Annotated in this window: 21 protein-coding genes; 15 read left to right on the top strand and 6 right to left on the bottom strand. The window is 65.7% G+C overall.

Annotated features, from left to right (window positions below; translation table 11 throughout):
* Positions 1-3 precede the first annotated feature (3 nt).
* The 5 genes from AC3A4Z_RS04465 to AC3A4Z_RS04445 all read left to right on the top strand — a co-directional run bounded on the left by AC3A4Z_RS04465 (position 4) and on the right by AC3A4Z_RS04445 (position 4,195).
* Positions 4-1,620 carry a PspC domain-containing protein gene (locus tag AC3A4Z_RS04465; protein ID WP_498710374.1) on the top strand — a complete coding sequence of 539 codons (1,617 nt, stop codon included), beginning with the start codon at positions 4-6 and terminating at the stop codon, positions 1,618-1,620.
* 1 nt (position 1,621) lies between these two features.
* Complete coding sequence (locus AC3A4Z_RS04460; RefSeq protein WP_498710372.1) at positions 1,622-1,921, top strand: hypothetical protein; 300 nt, start codon at positions 1,622-1,624, stop codon at positions 1,919-1,921.
* Between the two features lie 4 nt (positions 1,922-1,925).
* Positions 1,926-2,183 (top strand): PspC domain-containing protein, encoded by a 258-nt coding sequence (locus AC3A4Z_RS04455; RefSeq protein WP_493970624.1) that lies wholly within the window; start codon positions 1,926-1,928, stop codon positions 2,181-2,183.
* 206 nt (positions 2,184-2,389) lie between these two features.
* Positions 2,390-3,415: an ATP-dependent 6-phosphofructokinase gene (locus tag AC3A4Z_RS04450; protein ID WP_050054289.1), complete on the top strand. Its 1,026-nt coding sequence runs from the start codon at positions 2,390-2,392 to the stop codon at positions 3,413-3,415.
* A 63-nt stretch (positions 3,416-3,478) separates the two neighbouring features.
* On the top strand, positions 3,479-4,195 hold the full coding sequence (locus AC3A4Z_RS04445) for a GNAT family N-acetyltransferase (RefSeq protein ID WP_498710369.1): 717 nt from the start codon (positions 3,479-3,481) through the stop codon (positions 4,193-4,195).
* Here the strand turns inward: AC3A4Z_RS04445 and AC3A4Z_RS04440 are convergent.
* From AC3A4Z_RS04440 to AC3A4Z_RS04415, 6 genes are all read right to left on the bottom strand, one after another.
* Positions 4,157-5,671 carry a DHA2 family efflux MFS transporter permease subunit gene (locus AC3A4Z_RS04440; RefSeq protein ID WP_498710367.1) on the bottom strand — a complete coding sequence of 505 codons (1,515 nt, stop codon included), beginning with the start codon at positions 5,669-5,671 and terminating at the stop codon, positions 4,157-4,159. The two genes, AC3A4Z_RS04445 and AC3A4Z_RS04440, sit on opposite strands and share 39 nt — an antisense overlap.
* Before the next feature lie 48 nt (positions 5,672-5,719).
* Positions 5,720-6,145: an ankyrin repeat domain-containing protein gene (locus AC3A4Z_RS04435; RefSeq protein WP_498710365.1), complete on the bottom strand. Its 426-nt coding sequence runs from the start codon at positions 6,143-6,145 to the stop codon at positions 5,720-5,722.
* Positions 6,145-7,227 (bottom strand): CAF17-like 4Fe-4S cluster assembly/insertion protein YgfZ, encoded by a 1,083-nt coding sequence (gene ygfZ, locus AC3A4Z_RS04430; protein ID WP_498710364.1) that lies wholly within the window; start codon positions 7,225-7,227, stop codon positions 6,145-6,147. The genes AC3A4Z_RS04435 and ygfZ overlap by 1 nt, the downstream gene beginning before the upstream one ends.
* 176 nt (positions 7,228-7,403) lie before the next feature.
* Entirely contained in the window at positions 7,404-8,144 is a 741-nt protein-coding gene (locus tag AC3A4Z_RS04425; RefSeq protein WP_498710362.1) for a flavodoxin family protein, read from the bottom strand.
* A 39-nt stretch (positions 8,145-8,183) separates the two neighbouring features.
* Positions 8,184-8,792: a nitrobindin family protein gene (locus tag AC3A4Z_RS04420; RefSeq protein WP_050054283.1), complete on the bottom strand. Its 609-nt coding sequence runs from the start codon at positions 8,790-8,792 to the stop codon at positions 8,184-8,186.
* A 168-nt stretch (positions 8,793-8,960) separates the two neighbouring features.
* Positions 8,961-9,728, bottom strand: coding sequence for a permease (locus AC3A4Z_RS04415; RefSeq protein WP_498710360.1), 768 nt, complete (start codon positions 9,726-9,728; stop codon positions 8,961-8,963).
* Between the two features lie 342 nt (positions 9,729-10,070).
* Between AC3A4Z_RS04415 and AC3A4Z_RS04410 the strand changes: the two genes are divergently transcribed.
* The 10 genes from AC3A4Z_RS04410 (at position 10,071) to AC3A4Z_RS04365 (ending at position 18,971) form a co-directional block, all read left to right on the top strand.
* A complete protein-coding gene (locus AC3A4Z_RS04410) occupies positions 10,071-10,769 on the top strand; it encodes a winged helix-turn-helix domain-containing protein (RefSeq protein ID WP_493970632.1) in 699 nt (232 codons plus the stop codon).
* A gap of 49 nt (positions 10,770-10,818) precedes the next feature.
* Positions 10,819-11,787 (top strand): mycothiol synthase, encoded by a 969-nt coding sequence (mshD, locus tag AC3A4Z_RS04405; protein WP_498710359.1) that lies wholly within the window; start codon positions 10,819-10,821, stop codon positions 11,785-11,787.
* Positions 11,788-11,916: 129 nt separating this feature from the next.
* Positions 11,917-14,166 (top strand): RNA degradosome polyphosphate kinase, encoded by a 2,250-nt coding sequence (locus tag AC3A4Z_RS04400; RefSeq protein WP_498710357.1) that lies wholly within the window; start codon positions 11,917-11,919, stop codon positions 14,164-14,166.
* Between the two features lie 11 nt (positions 14,167-14,177).
* A complete protein-coding gene (locus AC3A4Z_RS04395; RefSeq protein WP_498710356.1) occupies positions 14,178-15,146 on the top strand; it encodes an NUDIX hydrolase in 969 nt (322 codons plus the stop codon).
* Between the two features lie 45 nt (positions 15,147-15,191).
* Positions 15,192-15,995: a thymidylate synthase gene (locus AC3A4Z_RS04390; RefSeq protein WP_498710354.1), complete on the top strand. Its 804-nt coding sequence runs from the start codon at positions 15,192-15,194 to the stop codon at positions 15,993-15,995.
* Complete coding sequence (locus AC3A4Z_RS04385) at positions 15,992-16,576, top strand: dihydrofolate reductase (RefSeq protein ID WP_498710352.1); 585 nt, start codon at positions 15,992-15,994, stop codon at positions 16,574-16,576. Before AC3A4Z_RS04390 ends, AC3A4Z_RS04385 begins: the two co-directional genes overlap by 4 nt.
* A gap of 2 nt (positions 16,577-16,578) precedes the next feature.
* Positions 16,579-16,797 carry an NF038396 family protein gene (locus AC3A4Z_RS04380; RefSeq protein ID WP_050054275.1) on the top strand — a complete coding sequence of 73 codons (219 nt, stop codon included), beginning with the start codon at positions 16,579-16,581 and terminating at the stop codon, positions 16,795-16,797.
* Positions 16,798-16,911: 114 nt separating this feature from the next.
* On the top strand, positions 16,912-17,883 hold the full coding sequence (locus tag AC3A4Z_RS04375; RefSeq protein ID WP_498710350.1) for a WXG100 family type VII secretion target: 972 nt from the start codon (positions 16,912-16,914) through the stop codon (positions 17,881-17,883).
* 24 nt (positions 17,884-17,907) lie between these two features.
* The gene (locus tag AC3A4Z_RS04370) at positions 17,908-18,552 is read left to right on the top strand and encodes a hypothetical protein (protein ID WP_498710348.1); all 645 of its coding nucleotides are present in this window, start codon (positions 17,908-17,910) and stop codon (positions 18,550-18,552) included.
* A 2-nt stretch (positions 18,553-18,554) separates the two neighbouring features.
* Positions 18,555-18,971 carry a hypothetical protein gene (locus AC3A4Z_RS04365; protein ID WP_498710346.1) on the top strand — a complete coding sequence of 139 codons (417 nt, stop codon included), beginning with the start codon at positions 18,555-18,557 and terminating at the stop codon, positions 18,969-18,971.
* The last annotated feature ends 126 nt before the right edge of the window (positions 18,972-19,097 follow it).

Genomic DNA, 19,097 nt, shown 5'->3' with positions numbered 1-19,097 from the left:
GGTATGAACTCGCAAACCCCCACCCCTGATGACGGCCATCCAACGGAGCCCCTCCCCGAACGGGACACCACACACCCCACGGAGCCCCTGCCGCCGGCCTCCCCGTCCCCGCAAGACCAGGAGCCGGCGCGGGAATCCAGCAGCGGTTCCACCAGCGAATCCGGCCCCCGCTCCGCCAGCGGGCCCCGCGAGGACGCATCCAGCGGCCCGTACGCAGGCCCCTATACCGGTCCCTCGGCCGGATCCTACTCGGCACCGAACGCCGGCAGCTACGCCTACGCCGGAATGCCCGGCCGGCAGGCAGACTTCTTCAGCTGGGTCCGCAGCCACGGCATCAGCCGCGGCCAGGACCGCTGGATCGGCGGCGTCTCCAGCGGCATTGCCCACCGCATGGGCATCGACCCGCTGATTGTCCGCGGCGTCTTCATCGTCCTCACCCTCTTCGCCGGCATCGGCGTACTCCTCTACGGCCTGGCATGGGCATTCCTTCCGGAGCCCGACGGCAGGATCCACGTCCAGGAAGCCGGAGCAGGGCGCTGGACCAGCGGCATGACCGGTTCCCTGATCGCCACCATCCTCGGCTTCAGCGGGCTCGGCGGCGGATTCTGGGGCTGGGGCAACCACGGCTTCGGAGCCTTCCTCTGGACCATCTTCTGGGTAGGCGGCGCCATCTACCTGATCTACTACCTGGTCCAGCGCAACAAGGCCGCAACCGGCATCCCGGCCGGCGCAGCAGCGGCAGGCACCACCGCCTACGCAGCGGGTTCCTCCACCGCAACAACTCCGCCCTACTCTGACGTTGCCGGTACCGGTCCTTTCACCGGAAGCCCCTATGGCGGCACCGCCTCCGGCACCCCGTCCGCCAGCGGCTATGACGGGAGCGGCTACCCCAGCGGTGCCTACGGAGGCAGCGGATCCGGCGGCAGCGGCTGGGACAACGGCCGGTCCGGCGGTGCCCTGCCGCCCCAAGGTCCGCCACCGAAGGTGCGTCCCGCCGGTCCGGGCGCTCCCGCCGTCGCAATAATTGCCGGCAGCGCGCTGCTGGTGGGTGCCGGGCTCAAGGCGCTGGATGTCACCAACATCATCAACCTCGGCGACTCCACCAACGCCATCGCCTGGGCCAGCGCGGCCGCGGTCCTGGGCCTGGGCATCCTCCTCATGGGCCTCCGCGGCAGGACGGCCGGCATCCTGTCATTCTTCGCAGTGGCGGCACTCATCGTAGGCGGCATCTTCAACGTGGTCGGCAACAACGGTGACCGGATGCGGTTCCAGCAGCTGAACTGGAGCCCGGCGAGCATCGAGGACGCCCGCAACGGCCTCGATGTAGCAGGCAGCCGCGGCACTGTGGACCTTACCCAACTGGACGCCAACGCCCCGCTGACGTCCGACGTCGTGGTTCCGCTCGACATTGCGGCAAGCAACGTGACGATCGTTATCCCTGACAAAGTGCCCGTGGACATCAAGGCGGACATGGCCATGGGGAACATCCACGAAACCGGCGGCAACCGCGGCGGTATCACCACCAGGGAAAGCAGCTACAACAGCGACGAACCGGGCAGCCACCTGATCATCCAGATCGACGGCGCCTTCAGCAACGTCACCATTGAGGAAGGCAACTGAGATGAGCACCAACAATCCGGCACCGGACCCGCATGTTCCGGATCCCTACGTCCCGGGAAGCACGACGGCGGCAGGCGCCTCTGGTGCCCCGGCAGCAAGTGCGAGGGTGGGCACCATAGTGTGGGGCCTGATCGTCCTGGCCCTCGCCGCACTGATCATCATCGCCCAGCTGGGCATCGTCACGCTGAACGGGACCTACGTCCTGATCGGCCTGATGATCGGGGCCGGCGCGGCCCTGGTGGTCGGCGGACTTCTCTCCGCCAGGAAACGTGACAACAGCCCCTCAACACGGAAGGCTTAACGCCATGGACAAGTTTTTCAGCATCGTCAGGGGCCTTGGCCTGAAACGCGGACCGGAACGGTGGCTCGGAGGGGTGCTGGGAGGAATCGCGGCCAAACTCAACGTGGATGTCGCATTCGTCCGGATTGCCTTCCTGATCTTCTGCCTCCTCCCGGGTCCGGCCGTCATCTTCTACCTCCTGGCGTGGGTTGTCCTGCCGGACCAGCGCAACAGCATCCCGCTCCAGACCTTCCTGGACCGGCGGTCCATCAACCGTCCGTAACCGCACAGTAAAAGACTCCCGCTCCTCCTTTGGAGCGGGAGTCTTTGCGCGGTGAAGTGGAAGGGGATCTGGCCAAGGAACCCTGCCCGGACCGGGGCCCCAATGTAACCGGTTTGTGTCGTACCCCACACCCCGCACTAGACTCTATGTGAGCTCAGCGTGGCGCTCTGCCTGTATAACTTCTCCCCAGGATTTGAGCCAGAGACATGAAAATTGGAATTCTCACCAGCGGTGGCGACTGCCCCGGACTGAACGCCGTGATCCGCGGAGCCGTCCTCAAAGGTATTGCCATCCACGGTCACGAATTCGTGGGTTTCCTTGACGGCTGGCGCGGCGTGGTGGAGGGCGACATCATCGATATCCCCCGCACCATGGTCCGCGGCATCGCCAAACAGGGCGGCACCATCCTTGGCACCTCCCGCACCAACCCGTTCGAGAACGGCGGCGGGCCCGAGGTCATCAAAGCCCACATGGACCGCCTCGGCATCGACGCGATCATCGCCATCGGCGGTGAGGGAACCCTGGCGGCGGCCAAGCGTCTGACCGACGCCGGGCTGAAGATCGTGGGCGTCCCCAAGACAGTGGACAACGACCTCGACGCCACCGACTACACGTTCGGTTTCGACACCGCCGTCCAGATTGCCACCGAAGCCATCGACCGGCTCCGCACCACCGGCGAATCACACCACCGCTGCATGATCGCCGAAGTGATGGGCCGGCACGTTGGCTGGATCGCCCTCCACGCCGGCATGGCAGCCGGCGCGCACGCCATCCTCATCCCGGAGCAAAAGGTCAGCATCGACCAGATCACCGAATGGGTGAAGGAAGCCCACGCCCGCGGCCGTGCGCCGCTGGTAGTGGTCGCCGAAGGTTTCGTGCCCGAGCACATGGAAACCCCGCACTCCGAACGAGGCCTGGATACCTTTGGCCGGCCGCGCCTGGGCGGCATCGCCGACCAGCTCGCCCCGGAACTGGAAGCCCGCACCGGCATCGAAACCCGCGCCACCATCCTGGGCCACATCCAGCGCGGCGGCGTGCCGTCGGCCTTCGACCGCGTCCTCGCCACCCGGCTGGGCATGGCTGCCATCGACTCCGTGGTGGAAGGCTACTGGGGCACCATGGTGGCGCTGAAGGGCACGGACATCGAGCACGTGGGCTTCCAGGAAGCCCTGGGCCAGCTCAAGACCGTCCCGCAGAAGCGCTACGACGAAGCCGCTGTCCTCTTCGGCTGAGGTGTCCCGCTTAGCTGAAGTGTCCTGCCCGACGGCGCCGCTTGCCCGCCCTAGGCTGGGGTTATGACACTTGACCCCGGTTCTGCCGCCATCATCCAGCTTGCGTGGGCACGGCGCCTGGGACTCGACGACGACGCTTTCGCTTCGGCCCTGGCCTCCGGCGAGCGGATTGTCAGGGCCGACGAATCAGCCCGGACCGTGGAGTTCGTCCGGCTCTTTGGCAGTTCGGCGCTGGTGGGTCCGCAGTGGGTGATTGACGCCGCTGCGGGCATCCCGGATGAGGAGATGGCCCAGCACGTCACGCTCCTGACGCTGACCCGCTCCCACGGCGGCCACGGCCTGGGTGCGGCGGCGCTGTTTTTCGCGGACGACCTGCCGCTGAAGCAGCCCTCGGAAGAGATGACGGTCTCGCACGGCAATCCGGAGGCCATTGAGCTGGAGGGACGCTGCCCGCCGGACGACGTCAACGAGGTGGGCCTGTCAGACCTCGAGAACCGCTACACGATCGTCCACGAAGTGGAAGGCCGCCGCGTGCCGCTGGCCTGCGGCGCCTACTCCGAATGGGTGGGCCTGCTGGCGCACCTCGGGGTACTGGTTGACCCGGAATGGCGGCGCCGCGGCCTGGGCTCGCTCGCCGTGTCCATCGCCGCGCACGAAGCCCTGGCGGCAGGGCTGACGCTGCAGTGGCGCACCGACGTCAGCAACACCGGATCCCTGGCGCTGGCCCGGAAGCTCGGCCTGTCAGCCGGCGGAATCCAGACCAGCGTCCACCTTGGCTGACGGGGTGGCGCCGCCCCAGCCCTGAACCGGCTGGGGCTTGGCAAAGAACAATGCCACGGCCGCGCCAACCAGGATCACTCCGGCGGGCAGCAGGATGGACTGGCCCATCGCCGTCGCAAATCCACCGTGCAGGGCTTCCGGCAGGCTCCCCGAGAAACCCATGCCCTCACCGGCGGCTCCGCCGGGGCCGCCCGAGGGAAGCTCAGCAGCCAGCCGGGACTGGATCAGCACGGCGATGGCAGCGCTGCCCAGGACCGCCCCGAACTGCCGGGTGGTGTTGTAGACCCCCGAACCGGCACCGGCCTGGCGCGGCGGCAGGTTGCGGGTGGCGGTGGTGCTCAGCGGCGCCCAAATGCCGGCGTTGGCAAGTCCGAGGACGGCACTGGGCAGCAGGAACATCCAAATGGGTGTATCCGGCTGCATCAGGGCGGAGTTCCACACCAGCGACACAGCCATCAGGGTCAAACCGCCGGCTGCAAGATACTTCGGGTTGACGCGGTCCACGATCTTCCCCACCACCGGCGCCAGGCCCCCGGAGATCAGCGCCATGGGCACCATCAGGAGGGCCGACTGGGTGGGCGTGAGGCCGCGGACCAGCTGGTAATAGAAAATCAGCGGCAGGGTGAAGGCAGTCACCGTAAAGCCCACCAGGGTGATTCCAAGGTTGGCGAGGGAGAAGTTACGGTCCCGGAACAGGGCCAGCGGCAACAGCGGTTCGCCCTTGTTGAAGCGCTGCCAGAGGACAAACAGGACCAGGACGCCGATTCCCGCAATGATCAGGCCCCATACGCTGATGGGCCCGGTGATGGTGCCCCAGTTGTAGGTCTCGCCCTCCTGGATGCCGAAAACCAGCAGGAAGAGTCCGACGGCGCTGAGCAGGACGCCAGGGATATCGAACCGGTGCGGGTGGGTGCGGAGGGCCGGAACGTTGCGCCAGGCGAGGATAAAGCCCACAACGCCGACCGGGACGTTGATAAAGAAGATCCATTCCCAGCCAAGGCCGTCCACCAGGACGCCGCCCAGGATGGGCCCCACCAGAGTCGCCATGCCGGCAGTTGCTCCCCAGATGGACATTGCCGCGCCGCGCCGGTCCGGCGGGAAGATCCGCGTAATGACTGCCATGGTCTGCGGGGTCATGATGGCAGCACCCAGACCCTGCAGCACCCGCGCCGCAATGAGGGTCTCGACATCGGCGGAGAGTCCGCACCACAGCGAGGCCAGCGTGAACACCACAAGGCCCAGCAGATAGAGCTTCTTGGGCCCGAACCGGTCACCCAGCCTGCCCGTAATCAGCAGCGGGACGGCATAGGCCAGGAGGTAGGCGCTGGTCACCCAGATCACCGAGTTGATGTCGGCGTCCAGGCTTTCCATGATCCGCGGGTTGGCCACGGACACGATGGTGCTGTCGATCAGGATCATAAAGAAACCGATCACCAGCGACCAAAGGGCCGCCCAGGGCTTCGCTACGTTTTCCACTGGGTCATCCTTCGTCAGGTTGCTGCTGCCGGGCGGGACCCGGTGATCCTAGCCCAGGAGATGCAGGATCTCCGTACGGGCGAACATTTGGGCGGCGGCACGGGCCGAGGGTGACCCAGCGTCCGGGTCCGCGCCGGCGTCCAGCAGGACACGGGCAACATCGGTGTACCCCTTGAACGCGGCTCCGGCAAGGGGAGTCTGTCCCCGGTCGTTGGCCCCGTTGGCCTCGGCGCCGTGTTTCAGGATCAGCTGCACAGCCTCTGCGTGGCCGTGGTAGGCGGCCAGCATCAGCAGAGAGTCGCCGGCGGCGTTGGTCAAGGTGGCGGGAGCGCCGGCGTCGAGGTACGCACCCAGCAAAGCCGAGTCCCCCTCCCTCGCGGCCTGGAAGAGCGTGTGCGCCAGGGCCACCGCATCATCGTCGGGGGTGGAGGGTACGTCGGCGTTATTGGACGGTACGGCGGCGTTGTCAGTCATCAGCGTGGCCCCTTGAGGAATCCGGTCTGGCGCCCCACTACCTGGCCGGCATCCGGGGCAACGATAAGTTCCTGGACGGCAGGGTACGGCTCGTCCCCGTCCAGGACTGTCAGTATTTCATCCGCAGCCACGGAACGCTTTATGACCGCCAGGGCTACCGGTCCCATCTCGTAATGCTGGGCCACGGAGGTCACCGCCCCCACCTTCCGCTCCCCCACCAGCACCGGGCTGCCGGCTTCGGGCAGGGTGTGCTGTGAGCCGTCGAGCTGGAGGAAAACGAGCCGCCGCGGCGGGTGGCCCAGGTTGTGCACGCGCGCGATGGTTTCCTGGCCCTTGTAGCAGCCCTTGGCCAGGTGGACTGCGGTGCGGAGGAGGTCCAGTTCGTGCGGGATGGTCTTGTCATCCGTTTCGGCACCAATGCGGGGACGCCAGGCAGCAACGCGGAGGGCTTCTGCGGCGAGCACCCCGGCCAGGGGGCGTCCCTCTACAGCCTCTTCCAGCTCGGCGGCAGGAACCAGGTACTCAAACCACGGGCGTTCGAGGCCGGGATGGTTTTCCTCCGCAACCGTTGCGTAGGAGTACCCGCCTGCGGATACATGCGGCCACGGGTCCTGCCAGGCAAGGTAGGAGGACCACTCGGGGACGGCCTTGGTGCTTCCCAGCACAGTCCAGTCGGCTGAGCGGTCCGCGATCTCCACCCGCAGCATGAACTTCATCCTGTTGAGGAACTCCGCCAGCGGGGCAGCTTCGGCGGCCTCAACGATCAGCCAGGCGGTCCCGCCGTCGTCAATGACCCTGGCGTCGAAATCGATCCTGCCCTGCACGCTCAGGAGGAGCAGTTCGCTGGACTCCCCTGGCTGCAGGCCGGTGACCTGCTGCGAGGACAGCGTGTTGAGCCAGCTCAGGCGGTCCGGCCCGGTGACCGTCACCACGCCGCGGGAGGAGAGATCGACGACGGCGGTTCCGGCCGCGAGGGCGCGCTGCTCGCGCAGGGGCTCGCCGTAGTGGGCCGCGACGCCGGCATCCGCACCAGCCGCCTCAACGGCTCCGGGGCGCGACAACAGAGGGCTGGGAGTAGTCATACTGGGGGCAACGTCCTTAAGTCAGTGAGTATTCCATGCCCGTTAGGTCCGGCTGGGCAGTGGGGCCACGCCCGCCGGGTTCCCTGGCCGTGGAACCGCTCCGGCGAGGGCCCCGGCCCGAGCTTGCGAGGGCAGGGAGCCGGTGCGGCCTTGCGAGGCCAGGGTGCGGGTGGGGATTAGCGGTATTCCGGGTTTTCAAAATCGAAGCGGATTCCGGCGGCCCATTCGTTGGGAAGGTTTCCGTAGGCAGGGTACCCGCCGGCGTCTTTAAGGATGCGGGCCAGGTGCAGGAGGTTCCAGGTCATAAACGTGACGTTCCGGTTGGTGAAGTCCGTCTCGGGACCGCCGGAACCCTCGTCCAGGTAGCTCGGTCCCGGACCAACCGGACCGATCCAGCCGGCGTCCGCCTGCGGTGGAACGCTGAAGCCGATGTGCTGCAGGCTGTACAGGACGTTCATGGAGCAGTGCTTGATGCCGTCCTCGTTGCCCGTGATCAGGCAGCCGCCCACCTTCGGATAGAACGCCCATTGGCCCTTGCTGTTGAGTTCACCGGAATGGGCATAGAGGCGCTCGATGAGCTTCTTGGTCTGGGAGGAGTTGTCGCCCAGCCAGATGGGCCCGGCCACCACCACGATGTCCGCTTCCTGCACCGCCGGGTACAGCTGGGGCCATTCGTCGGTGGGCCAGCCGTACTGGGTCATGTCCGGGTAGACGCCGCTGGCAATATCGTGGTCCACGGTGCGGATGACCCGGGTGCTGACACCCTGTTTTTCCATGATGAGCCGGCTGATGGTGATCAGCCCGTCCGTGTTGGACGTCTGCGGCGACCGCTTCAGCGTGCCGTTGAAAAAGAGGGCTTTGAGGCCGCTGTAGTCCAGCCCGTTCGGCGACGCCTGCAGGTTCCGGGGATCTTCCATGGCCGCGCGCCTCTTTTCGTTCCTCCGGACCTGGTGCGGTCAGGAAACTTTTTTGAGGAAGGCAGATGCGTGGGCTTCGAGCCCCTTGCCTTCCTTGCCCCCGACTGCCACATCCCAGCGCCACAGCAGGTTGCCGTCCACCAGGCCGAAGATCCGGGTGGCAGCACTGTAGTCCTTGGAGTGGCTCCCGCGCATCACCATGTCCGTGGTGAGCTGGATCTGCGGGCCCTTAATCTGCCCGTAGTACAGCTCGGAGATTCCCCCGGGATGGGAGATGGACACGGAGATATCGAAGCCGCCCTCACTGTTGCGCAGGGCCTCCACCTCGTCTGCGCTCTTCAGTGCAGGCACAATGTCTGCCGGGATCAGGCCGGGGCCGCCGTCGGCATCCAGCTGTTTGCGCTCCAGTGCCCAGAAGCCGGTCTCGACCGTCAGCGGCCGCAGGCGCGTGCCGTCGTCGTCCGTCAGCCAGCTCTCCGCACGGTACTGCAGGTACGGCAGCCCGTTGTGCGTGAACGATACGTGCTGCAGGAAGTGCTCCGAGTCCTCGTCCCCGCTGCCCAGCCGGCCGCGGCCCTCCCACTCACCAATGAGCCAGGAAAGCGGGACAAGTTCTGGAGTCAGGTCTGTGGGAATGTCAATCGGCACAGCAATTACCTCGGAAAACGGCTAGCTCCGGAAAGGGTCTACTTCTGGCCTTTGAATAGGCGGTAGACCACAAAGCCGGCAAACCACGCCATGGACAGGCTGGCGATGCCGAGCAGGACAAGGAAGAAAATTTCAAAAGCAAGTACGGACATGATGCCATCCTAACCGTTAGTAGATGAGTAGTTTGTCTATGAAGTAGGCCAGCGAACCCACCGCGGAGACAGGCGCCAGCCCCATGCTAAGGGCTGCGGGAACATTTAACGGAGCCCCGCGGAGCGTTACAAGGCGGCGGAAGCTCACCAGCACTGCACCCACCACCACTCCGAAGATCGCGGCCGGGAGCACGGCGATGTCGGAGAGCACCAGCCCGGCCAGCGGACCCGCAAGTCCGGCCAGGATAATCCCCAGGGGCGCTACGATGCTGTCCGGCCAGCGGATCAGTCCCGCCAGAAGGGCAACAGCGGCGCTGATGGCGGCCACGAGCAGCATCTCGCGGACCCCGTTGAACCTGGCGCCTGCGATCCACCCGGCGCCCAGGCAGGACAGCAGCACGCCCACCGAACATCCGAGGGTGGACTCCAGCCGCTGCGCCTGCCCGGTCCCGCGGATGAGCTGCACCACAAAAACGGCCATGATCCCAAGGGCGATAAACGGCGGCGTCCAGTCCAGGAACCCTGGTGCGGGTGCGTAGGCGGCGGCCACGGCTGCCCCGGCTCCGGCGAGGCCGATCACCGCGGCGAGGGTCTTTTTGGCGGGAATGCGGAGGAAGTGCGGCCAGCCGATGCCAACAGCAGCGGCGATGAGCACGGCAACGGCCACCAAAGCTTCGCGGGACGCATACACCCCGCCGATGATCGCCGCCAGCCCTGCGATGCCCACCACACCGATGGTCCACGAGCCCAGGGAGCGCACGGGTGCCTGAAGTTCCGCCGTCATTCGGATCCCGGCCGGGGCCTAGTTTGTGCACTCACTGCGCTGCATCCCATCCTGCGTTGACGTTGGAAGGCGGCGCCCGCCCTCAGTGCCAGGGCAATCCAGCCCTGCCCCCAATCCTGCCTTATGTGAACGGCATATGTCGCAAAACGTACGTTGGCCCGAGGCTAATCCATGCCACTTTGAGGCCTGCCGGGTATACTCGAGGCTCAGCTAAGTTCCCGGCTGAGGTGGCCGGACCGCTGCAGTTGGCAGTGGCCCGAAAACCTCGGCAGGGAGCCAGTACCGGCCGGTGAGAATCCGGTTCAGTCGCCCAATGATGCGCGGACGGCCCTTGGAGGAACAATGTCGCACATCCTGTTATTGACGAACAGCACCGGATCCTCGGTGGACATCCTTCCTGCCTTGGAACTGCTGAACCACCGGGTGCACATCCTCCCCGCCGAACCAACTGCCCTCCTGGAGACCGATCCCTGCGACATCGTGCTGCTGGATGCACGCAAAGACCTCGTGGGCGCCCGGTCCCTCACCCAGCTCCTCAAGGCCACCGGCCTGAGCGCCCCGCTGGTGCTCATCCTGACTGAAGGCGGCATGGCTGCTGTTTCCTCCGCCTGGGCCGTTGACGACATCGTTCTCGAGTCAGCCGGCCCGGCCGAGGTGGAAGCCCGCATCCGGCTCTCCGTCGCCCGCGCCGTTCCTGAGCAGGATGACGCCCCGTCCGAAATCCGCGCCGCAGGCGTTGTCATCGACGAAGCAAGCTACACGGCCCGGGTCAACGGTGCACCGCTGAACCTGACCTTCAAGGAATTCGAGCTCCTGAAGTACCTGGCCCAGCACCCGGGCCGGGTCTTCACACGGCAGCAGCTGCTTACCGAGGTGTGGGGCTACGACTACTACGGCGGCACGCGCACCGTGGACGTCCACGTCCGGCGGCTGCGCGCCAAGCTGGGCGCCGACCACGAGAACCTCATCAGCACAGTCCGCAACGTGGGCTACCGCCTGACACTCGTCCGGCAGGTCGAAGACGAGCTCACCGAAGCCTGAGCCGGTTCCGCTGCGGGCCGTATCCGTCCTTCCCGTATAGCCTTGCTTCATGACTCCAGCGCACCCTGAGAAGTGGCCCGTCCATGCAGTCCAAGGCGCGGTTGACGAGCAGCTCCTGAAGGACTGCCGCGACCTCCTGGCCGCAGCCGAAGAGTCGGACGGAAACCCGTCCATCTCCGAGCAGACGCTGATCAGCATGCGCGCCGGGGATACCCCCGACCACAAGCTGCTGACCCTGGCCCTGTACGCGCCGGACGAGGATTCCGATCCTTCCTCCGGCCAGGACCTTGCCGGGTTCGCCGCTGTGGTGGAAGAGCCGGACGGCACCGGCGTGGTGGAGATCGCGGTGCACCCCAGCTACCGCAACCAGGGCGTAGCAGACCGCCTGGTGGGCGCCCTCCAGGACCGCCGCGGGTTCTCCGGATTGAGGGCCTGGTCCCACGGCAACCACGAAGCGGCCGCTGACCTTGCCGCCCGCTACGGCTACGTCCCCGTGCGTGAGCTGTGGAAGATGCGGATGACGACGGCGGCGGCGGACCTTCCCGACGTCGTCCTTCCGGACGGGGTGACCATCCGCGCGTTTGTGCCGGGGCAGGATGAGGACGCCTGGCTGGCGGCTAACCGCGCGGCCTTCGCGCACCACCCGGAGCAGGGCAGCCTCACCCGCGCGGACCTCGACGCACGCATGGCCGAATCCTGGTTCGACGCTGCAGGCTTCCTCCTGGCAGTCGATGGGGACGGCCGGCTGCTGGGGTACCACTGGACCAAGGTCCATCCCCGCCACGGCGCCCACCCCGCCATCGGCGAGATCTACGTGGTGGGCATTACCCCGGAAGCGCAGGGATCAGGCTTGGGCAAGGCGCTGACCGTGGCGGGCATCAAACACCTGCAGGCACTGGGGCTGCACGCCGTCATGCTGTACGTGGACGCCGATAACGCACCGGCGGTTGCCCTGTACCGGCGCCTGGGCTTTTCCCGTTGGGACATGGACGTGATGTATGGCCCGGCAGCGGGTTAGTCCAGTCCCCTGACGCAGGGGGCCCCGGGCGCTAAATCAAGGGCCGCCGCCCGCTGAATGCTTGTAAGGTTGAAACAGAACCGCGCCGGCCGGAAACGGCAGCATCAAGCGCCAGGTAAAGGAGATGCCATGAACCCGGAACCTTCCGGAGCAGCCACGTCCCAAGAGGCTCCAGTCCCGGTGCGCGCGCGCTTCGGCTCCTCGGAGGTTCCGGCGTCGCGGGCCACACAGGACCGGATAGACATCCCGGACTTCGCGCCCAACCTCGAGCCCGAAGGGGATATCCGGCCGGACCGCTTCCTGGACCGCGAACTGAGCTGGCTCAGCTTCAACTCCCGGGTCCTGGAGCTGGCCGAGGACCCCACCCTGCACCTGCTGGAACGCGTCAGCTTCCTGTCCATCTTTGCGTCCAACCTGGACGAGTTCTTTATGGTCCGCGTGGCGGGCCTGAAGCGGCGCATCGCCACGGGACTGGCCGTCCCCTCCCCTGCCGGGCTGAGCCCGGTGGAGGTGCTGGAAAAGATCGGTGAGGAAGCGCACCGGCTCCAGCAGCGCCACGCCCAGGTCTTCGCGGACCAGATCCGCCCGGCCCTGGCCTATGAGCACATCCACCTCATGCACTGGGATGAACTCGATGACGCCGCCAAGCAGCAGCTCAGCCAGATGTTTGCCGAAAAAGTGTTCCCCATCCTGACGCCCCTGGCGGTGGACCCGGCGCACCCGTTCCCCTACATCTCGGGGCTTTCGCTGAACCTGGCCGTGGTGGTCCGGAACCCGGTGAGCGACAAGGAGCTCTTCGCCCGCGTCAAGGTCCCCGATCAGCTGCCGCGTCTCATCTCCATCGACGGCCCGCGCGCCGGTGCGGTGGCTGGCCGGGTGGCCCGCTTCATCGCGCTCGAGGAAGTTATTGCCGTCCACCTGGACAAACTGTTTGCCGGCATGGAAGTCCTGGAGCACCACACCTTCCGCGTGACCCGGAACGAGGACGTGGAGGTCGAAGAGGACGACGCCGAGAACCTGCTGCAGGCGCTGGAGAAGGAACTCCTGCGCCGGCGTTTTGGCCCTCCGGTCCGCCTTGAAGTCACCAACGACATCAACCCCAACATCCGGGCGCTGCTGATCCGCGAACTGGGTGTTGAGGAATCCGAGGTCTACTCCGTCCCAGCACCGCTGGACCTTCGCGGCCTGTCAGTCATTGCGGGCATTGACCGCGCGGACCTGCACTACCCCAAGCACGTCCCGCACACCTCCCGTTATCTCAACGAGTCCGAGACGTCCAAGGCAGCCAACGTTTTCGCGGCCATGCGCCGCCGGGACATCCTGCTCCACCACCCCTACGACTCGTTCTCCACCTCTGTGCAGGCGTTCCTGGAACAGGCAGCTGCCGACCCCAAGGTGCAGGCCATCAAACAGACCCTGTACCGCACGTCGGGCGACTCCCCCATCGTCGACGCCCTGATTGATGCGGCCGAGGCCGGTAAGCAGGTCCTTGCCCTCGTGGAGATCAAGGCCCGGTTTGATGAGCAGGCGAACATCTCCTGGGCACGCAAGCTGGAGCAGGCCGGAGTGCACGTGGTGTACGGCATCGTGGGCCTGAAAACGCACTGCAAGCTCTCACTGGTGGTACGCCAGGAAGTGGACGGGCTGCGCCGTTACTGCCACATCGGTACCGGCAACTACCACCCCCGGACTGCCCGCTACTACGAGGACCTCGGCCTCCTCACCGCCGACGAGCAGGTGGGCGAGGACCTGTCCAAGCTCTTCAACCAGCTCTCCGGCTACGCACCCAAATCAACGTTCAAGCGCCTCCTGGTGGCCCCGCGTTCGGTGCGCTCCGGCCTGATCGACAGGATTGAGACGGAGATCCGCAACGCCCGGGCCGGCCTCCCGGGCCGGGTCCAGATCAAGGTCAACTCCATGGTGGACGAGGCCATTATCGACTCGCTGTACCGGGCGTCGCAGGCGGGCGTGAAGGTGGACGTGGTGGTGCGCGGCATCTGCTCGCTGCGCCCGGGCGTGCCGGGGCTCAGTGACAACATCACCGTGCGTTCGGTCCTGGGCAGGTTCCTGGAGCACTCCCGCGTGTTTGCCTTCGCCAACGGCGGTGATCCGGTGGTGTACATCGGCTCGGCGGACATGATGCACCGTAACCTGGACCGCAGGGTGGAGGCCCTGGTCCAGCTGGCGAGTGCTGACGACATCCAGTATGTCCTGGACCTGATGGCCAGGTACATGGCGCCCGAGACCGCCAGCTGGCACCTGGACAACGAGGGACGGTGGACGCGCCATCACCTGGCGGATGACGGCCGGCCGCTTGAGGATGTCCAGTCCTTCCTGCTGGCGTCACGGCCACGGCAACGCAGCCTGAGCCGACGGTAAGGGCCGCGGTTTTGTCCAGCGACGCACTCGTAGCAGACCAGACAGACCATCCAGGCGAACCGGTAGCCGTCACGGCTGCCGGCGCGCTGCCCTGGCGTCTGAACAAAGACCAGCTTGAGGTCCTGCTGATCCACCGGCCCCGCTATGACGACTGGTCCTGGCCCAAGGGAAAGATTGACGACGGCGAAACCATCCCTGAGTGCGCTGTCCGGGAGGTGTGGGAAGAGATCGGGCTGACGGGCGCGCTGGGCATTCCGTTGCCCCCGATCCATTACCACGTGGCTTCAGGCCTGAAAGTGGTTTACTACTGGGCGGTCAGGGTCAATGGTGACAAGTTGGTGCCCGACGGCAAGGAGGTGGACAGCGTGATGTGGTGCGCTCCCGACAAGGCCGCCCGGCTGCTGTCCAACCCGTCCGACGTCGCGCCGCTGGAATACCTGCAGGATGCCCATAAACGCGGCGAGCTGAACACCTGGCCGCTCCTGGTGCTCCGCCACGCCAAGGCGAAGCCCCGCTCGTCCTGGTCCAAGGCCGAAGGGGAACGCCCGCTCGCGGCCACGGGAAACCGCCAGGCAAAGGCTGTGGGCCGGCTGCTCCAGGCGTGGAAACCGCCCCGGGTGGTCACCAGCCCGTGGCTCCGGTGCGTGGCCACGGTGGCGCCTTACGCGAAGGCTGCCGGGGCCAAGGTAAAACTCTCGGAAGCCCTGACCGAACACCGGCATGAGCGGAATCCGAAGAAGACCGCGGCAGTCGTTGAGGGGCTGTTTGATAAGCAGCGGCCGGTGGTCGTTTGCACCCACCGCCCGGCGCTGCCCACTGTGTTCGGGCAGCTGGCCCAGCACATGCCCCGGCACCTGGCCGCACTCCTGCCGGCGGAGGAACCATACCTGTCCCCCGGCGAACTCGTGGTGTGCCATGTGGCCCCGGGCGCCAAAAACAGGATCGTGGCCGTGGAGCAGTTCAAGCCCTTCGACGACTAGCGCGGCCTGGGCTGTTCCTCGGATCAACCAAAGTAGACTTGTGGCGTGAGCATCCCAACGCCTTATGAAGACCTCCTGCGCGAAGTCCTGGCTTCCGGCACGCACAAATCGGACCGCACCGGGACCGGAACAACCAGCGTTTTTGGGCGCCAAATCCGCTTCGACCTCTCGAAAAGCTTCCCGCTGATCACCACCAAACGGGTCCACTTTAAGTCCGTGGCGGTGGAGCTTTTGTGGTTCCTGCGGGGCGAGACAAACATCAAGTGGATGCAGGACCAGGGCGTCACCATCTGGAACGAATGGGCCGACGCCGACGGCGACCTCGGCCCTGTGTACGGTGTCCAATGGCGCAGCTGGCCCACACCCGACGGCGGGCACATCGACCAGATCGCTGAGCTGGTGGAGAACCTGAAGTCCAACCCGGATTCCCGCCGCCACATTGTTTCTGCGTGGAATGTATCGGAACTGCACGATATGGCCCTGCCGCCCTGCCACGCGTTCTTCCAGTTCTATGTGGCGGACGGCAAACTGTCCTGCCAGCTGTACCAGCGCTCCGCGGACATGTTCCTGGGTGTCCCGTTCAACATCGCCTCCTACGCGCTGCTCACCTGCATGGTGGCCCAGCAGGTGGGCCTGGAGCCGGGTGAATTCGTGTGGACCGGCGGAGACGTGCACATCTACGAGAACCACATGGACCAGGTCCTCAAGCAGCTGGAGCGGGAGCCCTACGAGTACCCGCAGCTGAAGATCAACCGTAAGCCGGCTTCGATTTTCGACTACACGCTGGAGGACTTCGAAGTGGTGGGCTACCAGCACCACCCCACGATCAAGGCTCCGATCGCCGTATGAGCACGGAGAACTCCACCGATCCGCAGTCCTTTACCGAAGAGCTCGCCGCCTCGGTGACCGGCGTGGGCCTGGTGTGGGCGCAGACGCCCAACGGGGTCATCGGCAAAGACGGCGACATGCCTTGGCACCTGCCCGAGGACCTGAAGCACTTCAACCGGCTCACGATGGGCCACCCCGTGGTGATGGGCCGTAAGACGTGGCTGTCCTTCCCGGACAAGTTCCGCCCCCTGCCCGGCCGCACCAACATCGTCATCACCCGGCAGAAGAGCTGGGCTGACACGCCCGAGGCGGAGGGCGCCGTCGTGGTTCCTTCACTTGATGACGCACTGCTTGAGTCCCAGTTTGTCGACGGCGGAGAAACCGTCTGGATCCTGGGCGGCGGCGAGATTTTCCGCCAGTCCACCGAACTTGCGAACGTCGCGGTGGTCACCACCATCGACGTCGAGGCCGACGGCGACACTTTCGCCCCCGAGCTCGGCACCGGGTGGGAGGCATCCGCCTCCGTCCCGCCCGACGGCTGGCTGACGGCCGCCAACGGCACACGCTACCGATTCACCAAATGGTCACGGACTGAGGGCTAGGAATGTTAAAGAAACCCGAAACCCTCTTTGTGCTGGGCTACATGCTGCTCCCCCTGTTGGCGCTGCTGTCCGCAATCGTAGGATTCACCATGATCCTGGGCGGCAACAAAATCGCCGGGGCCATCGTGCTGGTGGTGGTGACGCAGGTCTTCGCCTTCGGCGCCTTCTTCGCGCTGCGGGCCCGCAAGGCCGCGGTGCTGGAGGATTCCGAGCGCAGTTAGGACCTTGTGCCGCGTATGGGGAGGACACCCCATCGCGACGGGTGCATGTTGCCATTAGGCTGAGCTGGGTTTCAGCTTGAAAGACGGCTGGTCGATTATCGGGGGGATTGCCGGGTGGCAGGAAATTTGTGGGGCGCGGACGTTGCCGAATTGCGGACGCTGGCGAAGCAGTTCGGTAAGACCGCCGATCAGCTGCTGCAGCAGTCCACGCAGCTGACAAGCCATATCAACAGCACAACGTCGTGGAAGGGCCAGGACGCCGTTGCGTTCCGCTCCGAATGGAACGGCAGCCACCGCGCAATGCTCCAGCAGGCTGCCTTCGCGCTGCAGCAGGAGTCGAAAAAGCTCCTGGAGAACGCGAACCAGCAGGAGAAGGCGAGTGACACCGGCACGGGTTCCGGAGGGCCAGGTGCCGGTGGAGAGGCCGGACCCGGAGGGCAAGGCCCCGTCCCCGGACAGGGCAGCAATAACCCCTGGGGCCCGGACTGGGTTGCCGATCCGGACTCCCCATTCCGCGATGGCTGGGACATCTACGGCCTCACCAAGGCGTTCCCAAACCTTCGGGCTGGTCTCTTCGACCTGCCGCACTTCATCAAGAAGGCAGACAGCTTCGCTGAGTTCTTCTCCAAGGACTTCCGTGACGTGGCAAAGGCATTTCAAGACAGCAACATGCTGAGCCAGTTATTCAACACGTCGTCTGAGCTTTTTGATGGCAGGTGGGATACTGCCCTGAATCTTGCCGAGGGCGGGAAGGCAGCAACATTTTTCGAGGTCGGAGGGAAGGCCCTCGGCGGACTCGGTGTTGGCCTGGACCTGCTGGACACCGTCAACAACATCAAGGAAGGCGACGGCGGCGCCGCCCTCTACTCTGGTATCAAGGCAGGCTTGGGAGTGGCAAGCTTCGCTCCGCCACCCATCGGAACGGCGGCCATGGTGGCTTCGGGTGCTCTGGCTATTTATGACAATGTTCCGGTGGTAAAGGAGACTGTCAACGCCATCGGCGGTTCCATCGCTGACGGTGCCAAAGCAGCCTGGGAAGGTGCCGGGGACGCGGTCGAAAATGTGGGCGATTTCTTTGGATTCTAAGCAACACAACGAGAGGTCTCGACGATGACGGAAACAACAACGGAAGGCACCGCCACACCCGACGCCATCGGTTATGGATTTGCCGAGGTAGCCGCGCTTGCGAGCCTGCGCGCCGGAGATGCAGCAGTGCTCAGCGCGCAGGCCTTGCGGGTAGACAGCTACCTCGGCGACAGCACCATGGTGAGCGCCGGCGCATCGTCCTTGGTTGCCCGTGGTCTGGCCACGGCCGAAAGCGATGGGCTTCTCGCCGTTGCAGGGCCCACCGCCGCAGTGGCATCTGTCCTCTCTTCCGCCAGTCGCCGCATGGAAATCTCGCTGCTTACCGCAGAGGGAGGCGACAGTGTGATCGGCATGGAAAGTGAGGACATCCACTTGCTGTTCCAGCCGCGCGCCTACTTCACCTGGTGGGCCATGGCGCAGCGACCTGACGTCACCGCCGCCGAGGCCAACTTCCTGGTGATCAAACATCATCTGCACAGTACGCCGGAGGGCGGCGCCACACTTCGCCGACGCGAGGAGCCCACAGGGCAGACCCTTTACGTGAAAAATGGCGGTGACGGGTCATGGACCATCGGCACGTCCAACACGCAGCAGAAGGACATTGTTGAAACGAGGGGCCTCGACGACGCTGCCCTCCTCGACCAGATCCGCACCATCCGTCAGGACTGACTGTGACCTTCGATCGCGAGCGTGAGCGCCGCAATGATGACGTGTATGCCGAGCACAAGGCGGCCCTGGCCCGGGGAGAGAAGCGTGTCCTTCGGAGGACCAACACCGGGGACCTGCACAGCTACCCCGGTGACGAAATTGGTTTCTCTCCCGGACGTGGACAAGTGCAAGTCCGATCGTGGTGGGGCATGGGAATCCTCACCACGGTGATGAGCCTTTTAGTCGTGCTTTCTTTGGTGATACTGCTGGCGCCCATGGGCCGCGGCGAGCCGCCCTTTTGGGGCGCATTGTTCCTCACCGCGCTGGGTGGTCTCGGAGCGTGGTACACCTTCGGCATGGCGAGGGACGAGTACCGCGCCAAGAAGCTGCGCAAGGAGCGGCAGGCACCGGAGCCGGGCGCGGGTCACGTCTCGCAGTAACCCACCGGCACGGCACGCGGTGTCCACTGCCAAGAGTGACGGGCGGATCCTCCACCCACCGGTCGGACTAACAGCAAAAGCCGCATACCGCCGTCGTCCGTTTACTTCTTCGAGCCTGACGGCGTG

The sequence above is a fragment of the Arthrobacter sp. Soil_C_49 genome (assembly GCF_057656635.1).
The sequence above is the reverse complement of the archived record's forward strand: the minus strand, read 5'-3'. Positions and strand labels throughout refer to the sequence as shown.

Coding starts and splice junctions, on each gene's coding strand:
- AC3A4Z_RS04465 (WP_498710374.1), top strand. CDS start 4: ATGAACTCGCAAACCCCCACCCCTGATGACGGCCATCCAACGGAGCCC.
- AC3A4Z_RS04460 (WP_498710372.1), top strand. CDS start 1,622: ATGAGCACCAACAATCCGGCACCGGACCCGCATGTTCCGGATCCCTAC.
- AC3A4Z_RS04455 (WP_493970624.1), top strand. CDS start 1,926: ATGGACAAGTTTTTCAGCATCGTCAGGGGCCTTGGCCTGAAACGCGGA.
- AC3A4Z_RS04450 (WP_050054289.1), top strand. CDS start 2,390: ATGAAAATTGGAATTCTCACCAGCGGTGGCGACTGCCCCGGACTGAAC.
- AC3A4Z_RS04445 (WP_498710369.1), top strand. CDS start 3,479: ATGACACTTGACCCCGGTTCTGCCGCCATCATCCAGCTTGCGTGGGCA.
- AC3A4Z_RS04435 (WP_498710365.1), bottom strand. CDS start 6,145: ATGACTGACAACGCCGCCGTACCGTCCAATAACGCCGACGTACCCTCC.
- ygfZ (WP_498710364.1), bottom strand. CDS start 7,227: ATGACTACTCCCAGCCCTCTGTTGTCGCGCCCCGGAGCCGTTGAGGCG.
- AC3A4Z_RS04425 (WP_498710362.1), bottom strand. CDS start 8,144: ATGGAAGATCCCCGGAACCTGCAGGCGTCGCCGAACGGGCTGGACTAC.
- AC3A4Z_RS04415 (WP_498710360.1), bottom strand. CDS start 9,728: ATGACGGCGGAACTTCAGGCACCCGTGCGCTCCCTGGGCTCGTGGACC.
- AC3A4Z_RS04410 (WP_493970632.1), top strand. CDS start 10,071: ATGTCGCACATCCTGTTATTGACGAACAGCACCGGATCCTCGGTGGAC.
- mshD (WP_498710359.1), top strand. CDS start 10,819: ATGACTCCAGCGCACCCTGAGAAGTGGCCCGTCCATGCAGTCCAAGGC.
- AC3A4Z_RS04400 (WP_498710357.1), top strand. CDS start 11,917: ATGAACCCGGAACCTTCCGGAGCAGCCACGTCCCAAGAGGCTCCAGTC.
- AC3A4Z_RS04385 (WP_498710352.1), top strand. CDS start 15,992: ATGAGCACGGAGAACTCCACCGATCCGCAGTCCTTTACCGAAGAGCTC.
- AC3A4Z_RS04380 (WP_050054275.1), top strand. CDS start 16,579: ATGTTAAAGAAACCCGAAACCCTCTTTGTGCTGGGCTACATGCTGCTC.
- AC3A4Z_RS04370 (WP_498710348.1), top strand. CDS start 17,908: ATGACGGAAACAACAACGGAAGGCACCGCCACACCCGACGCCATCGGT.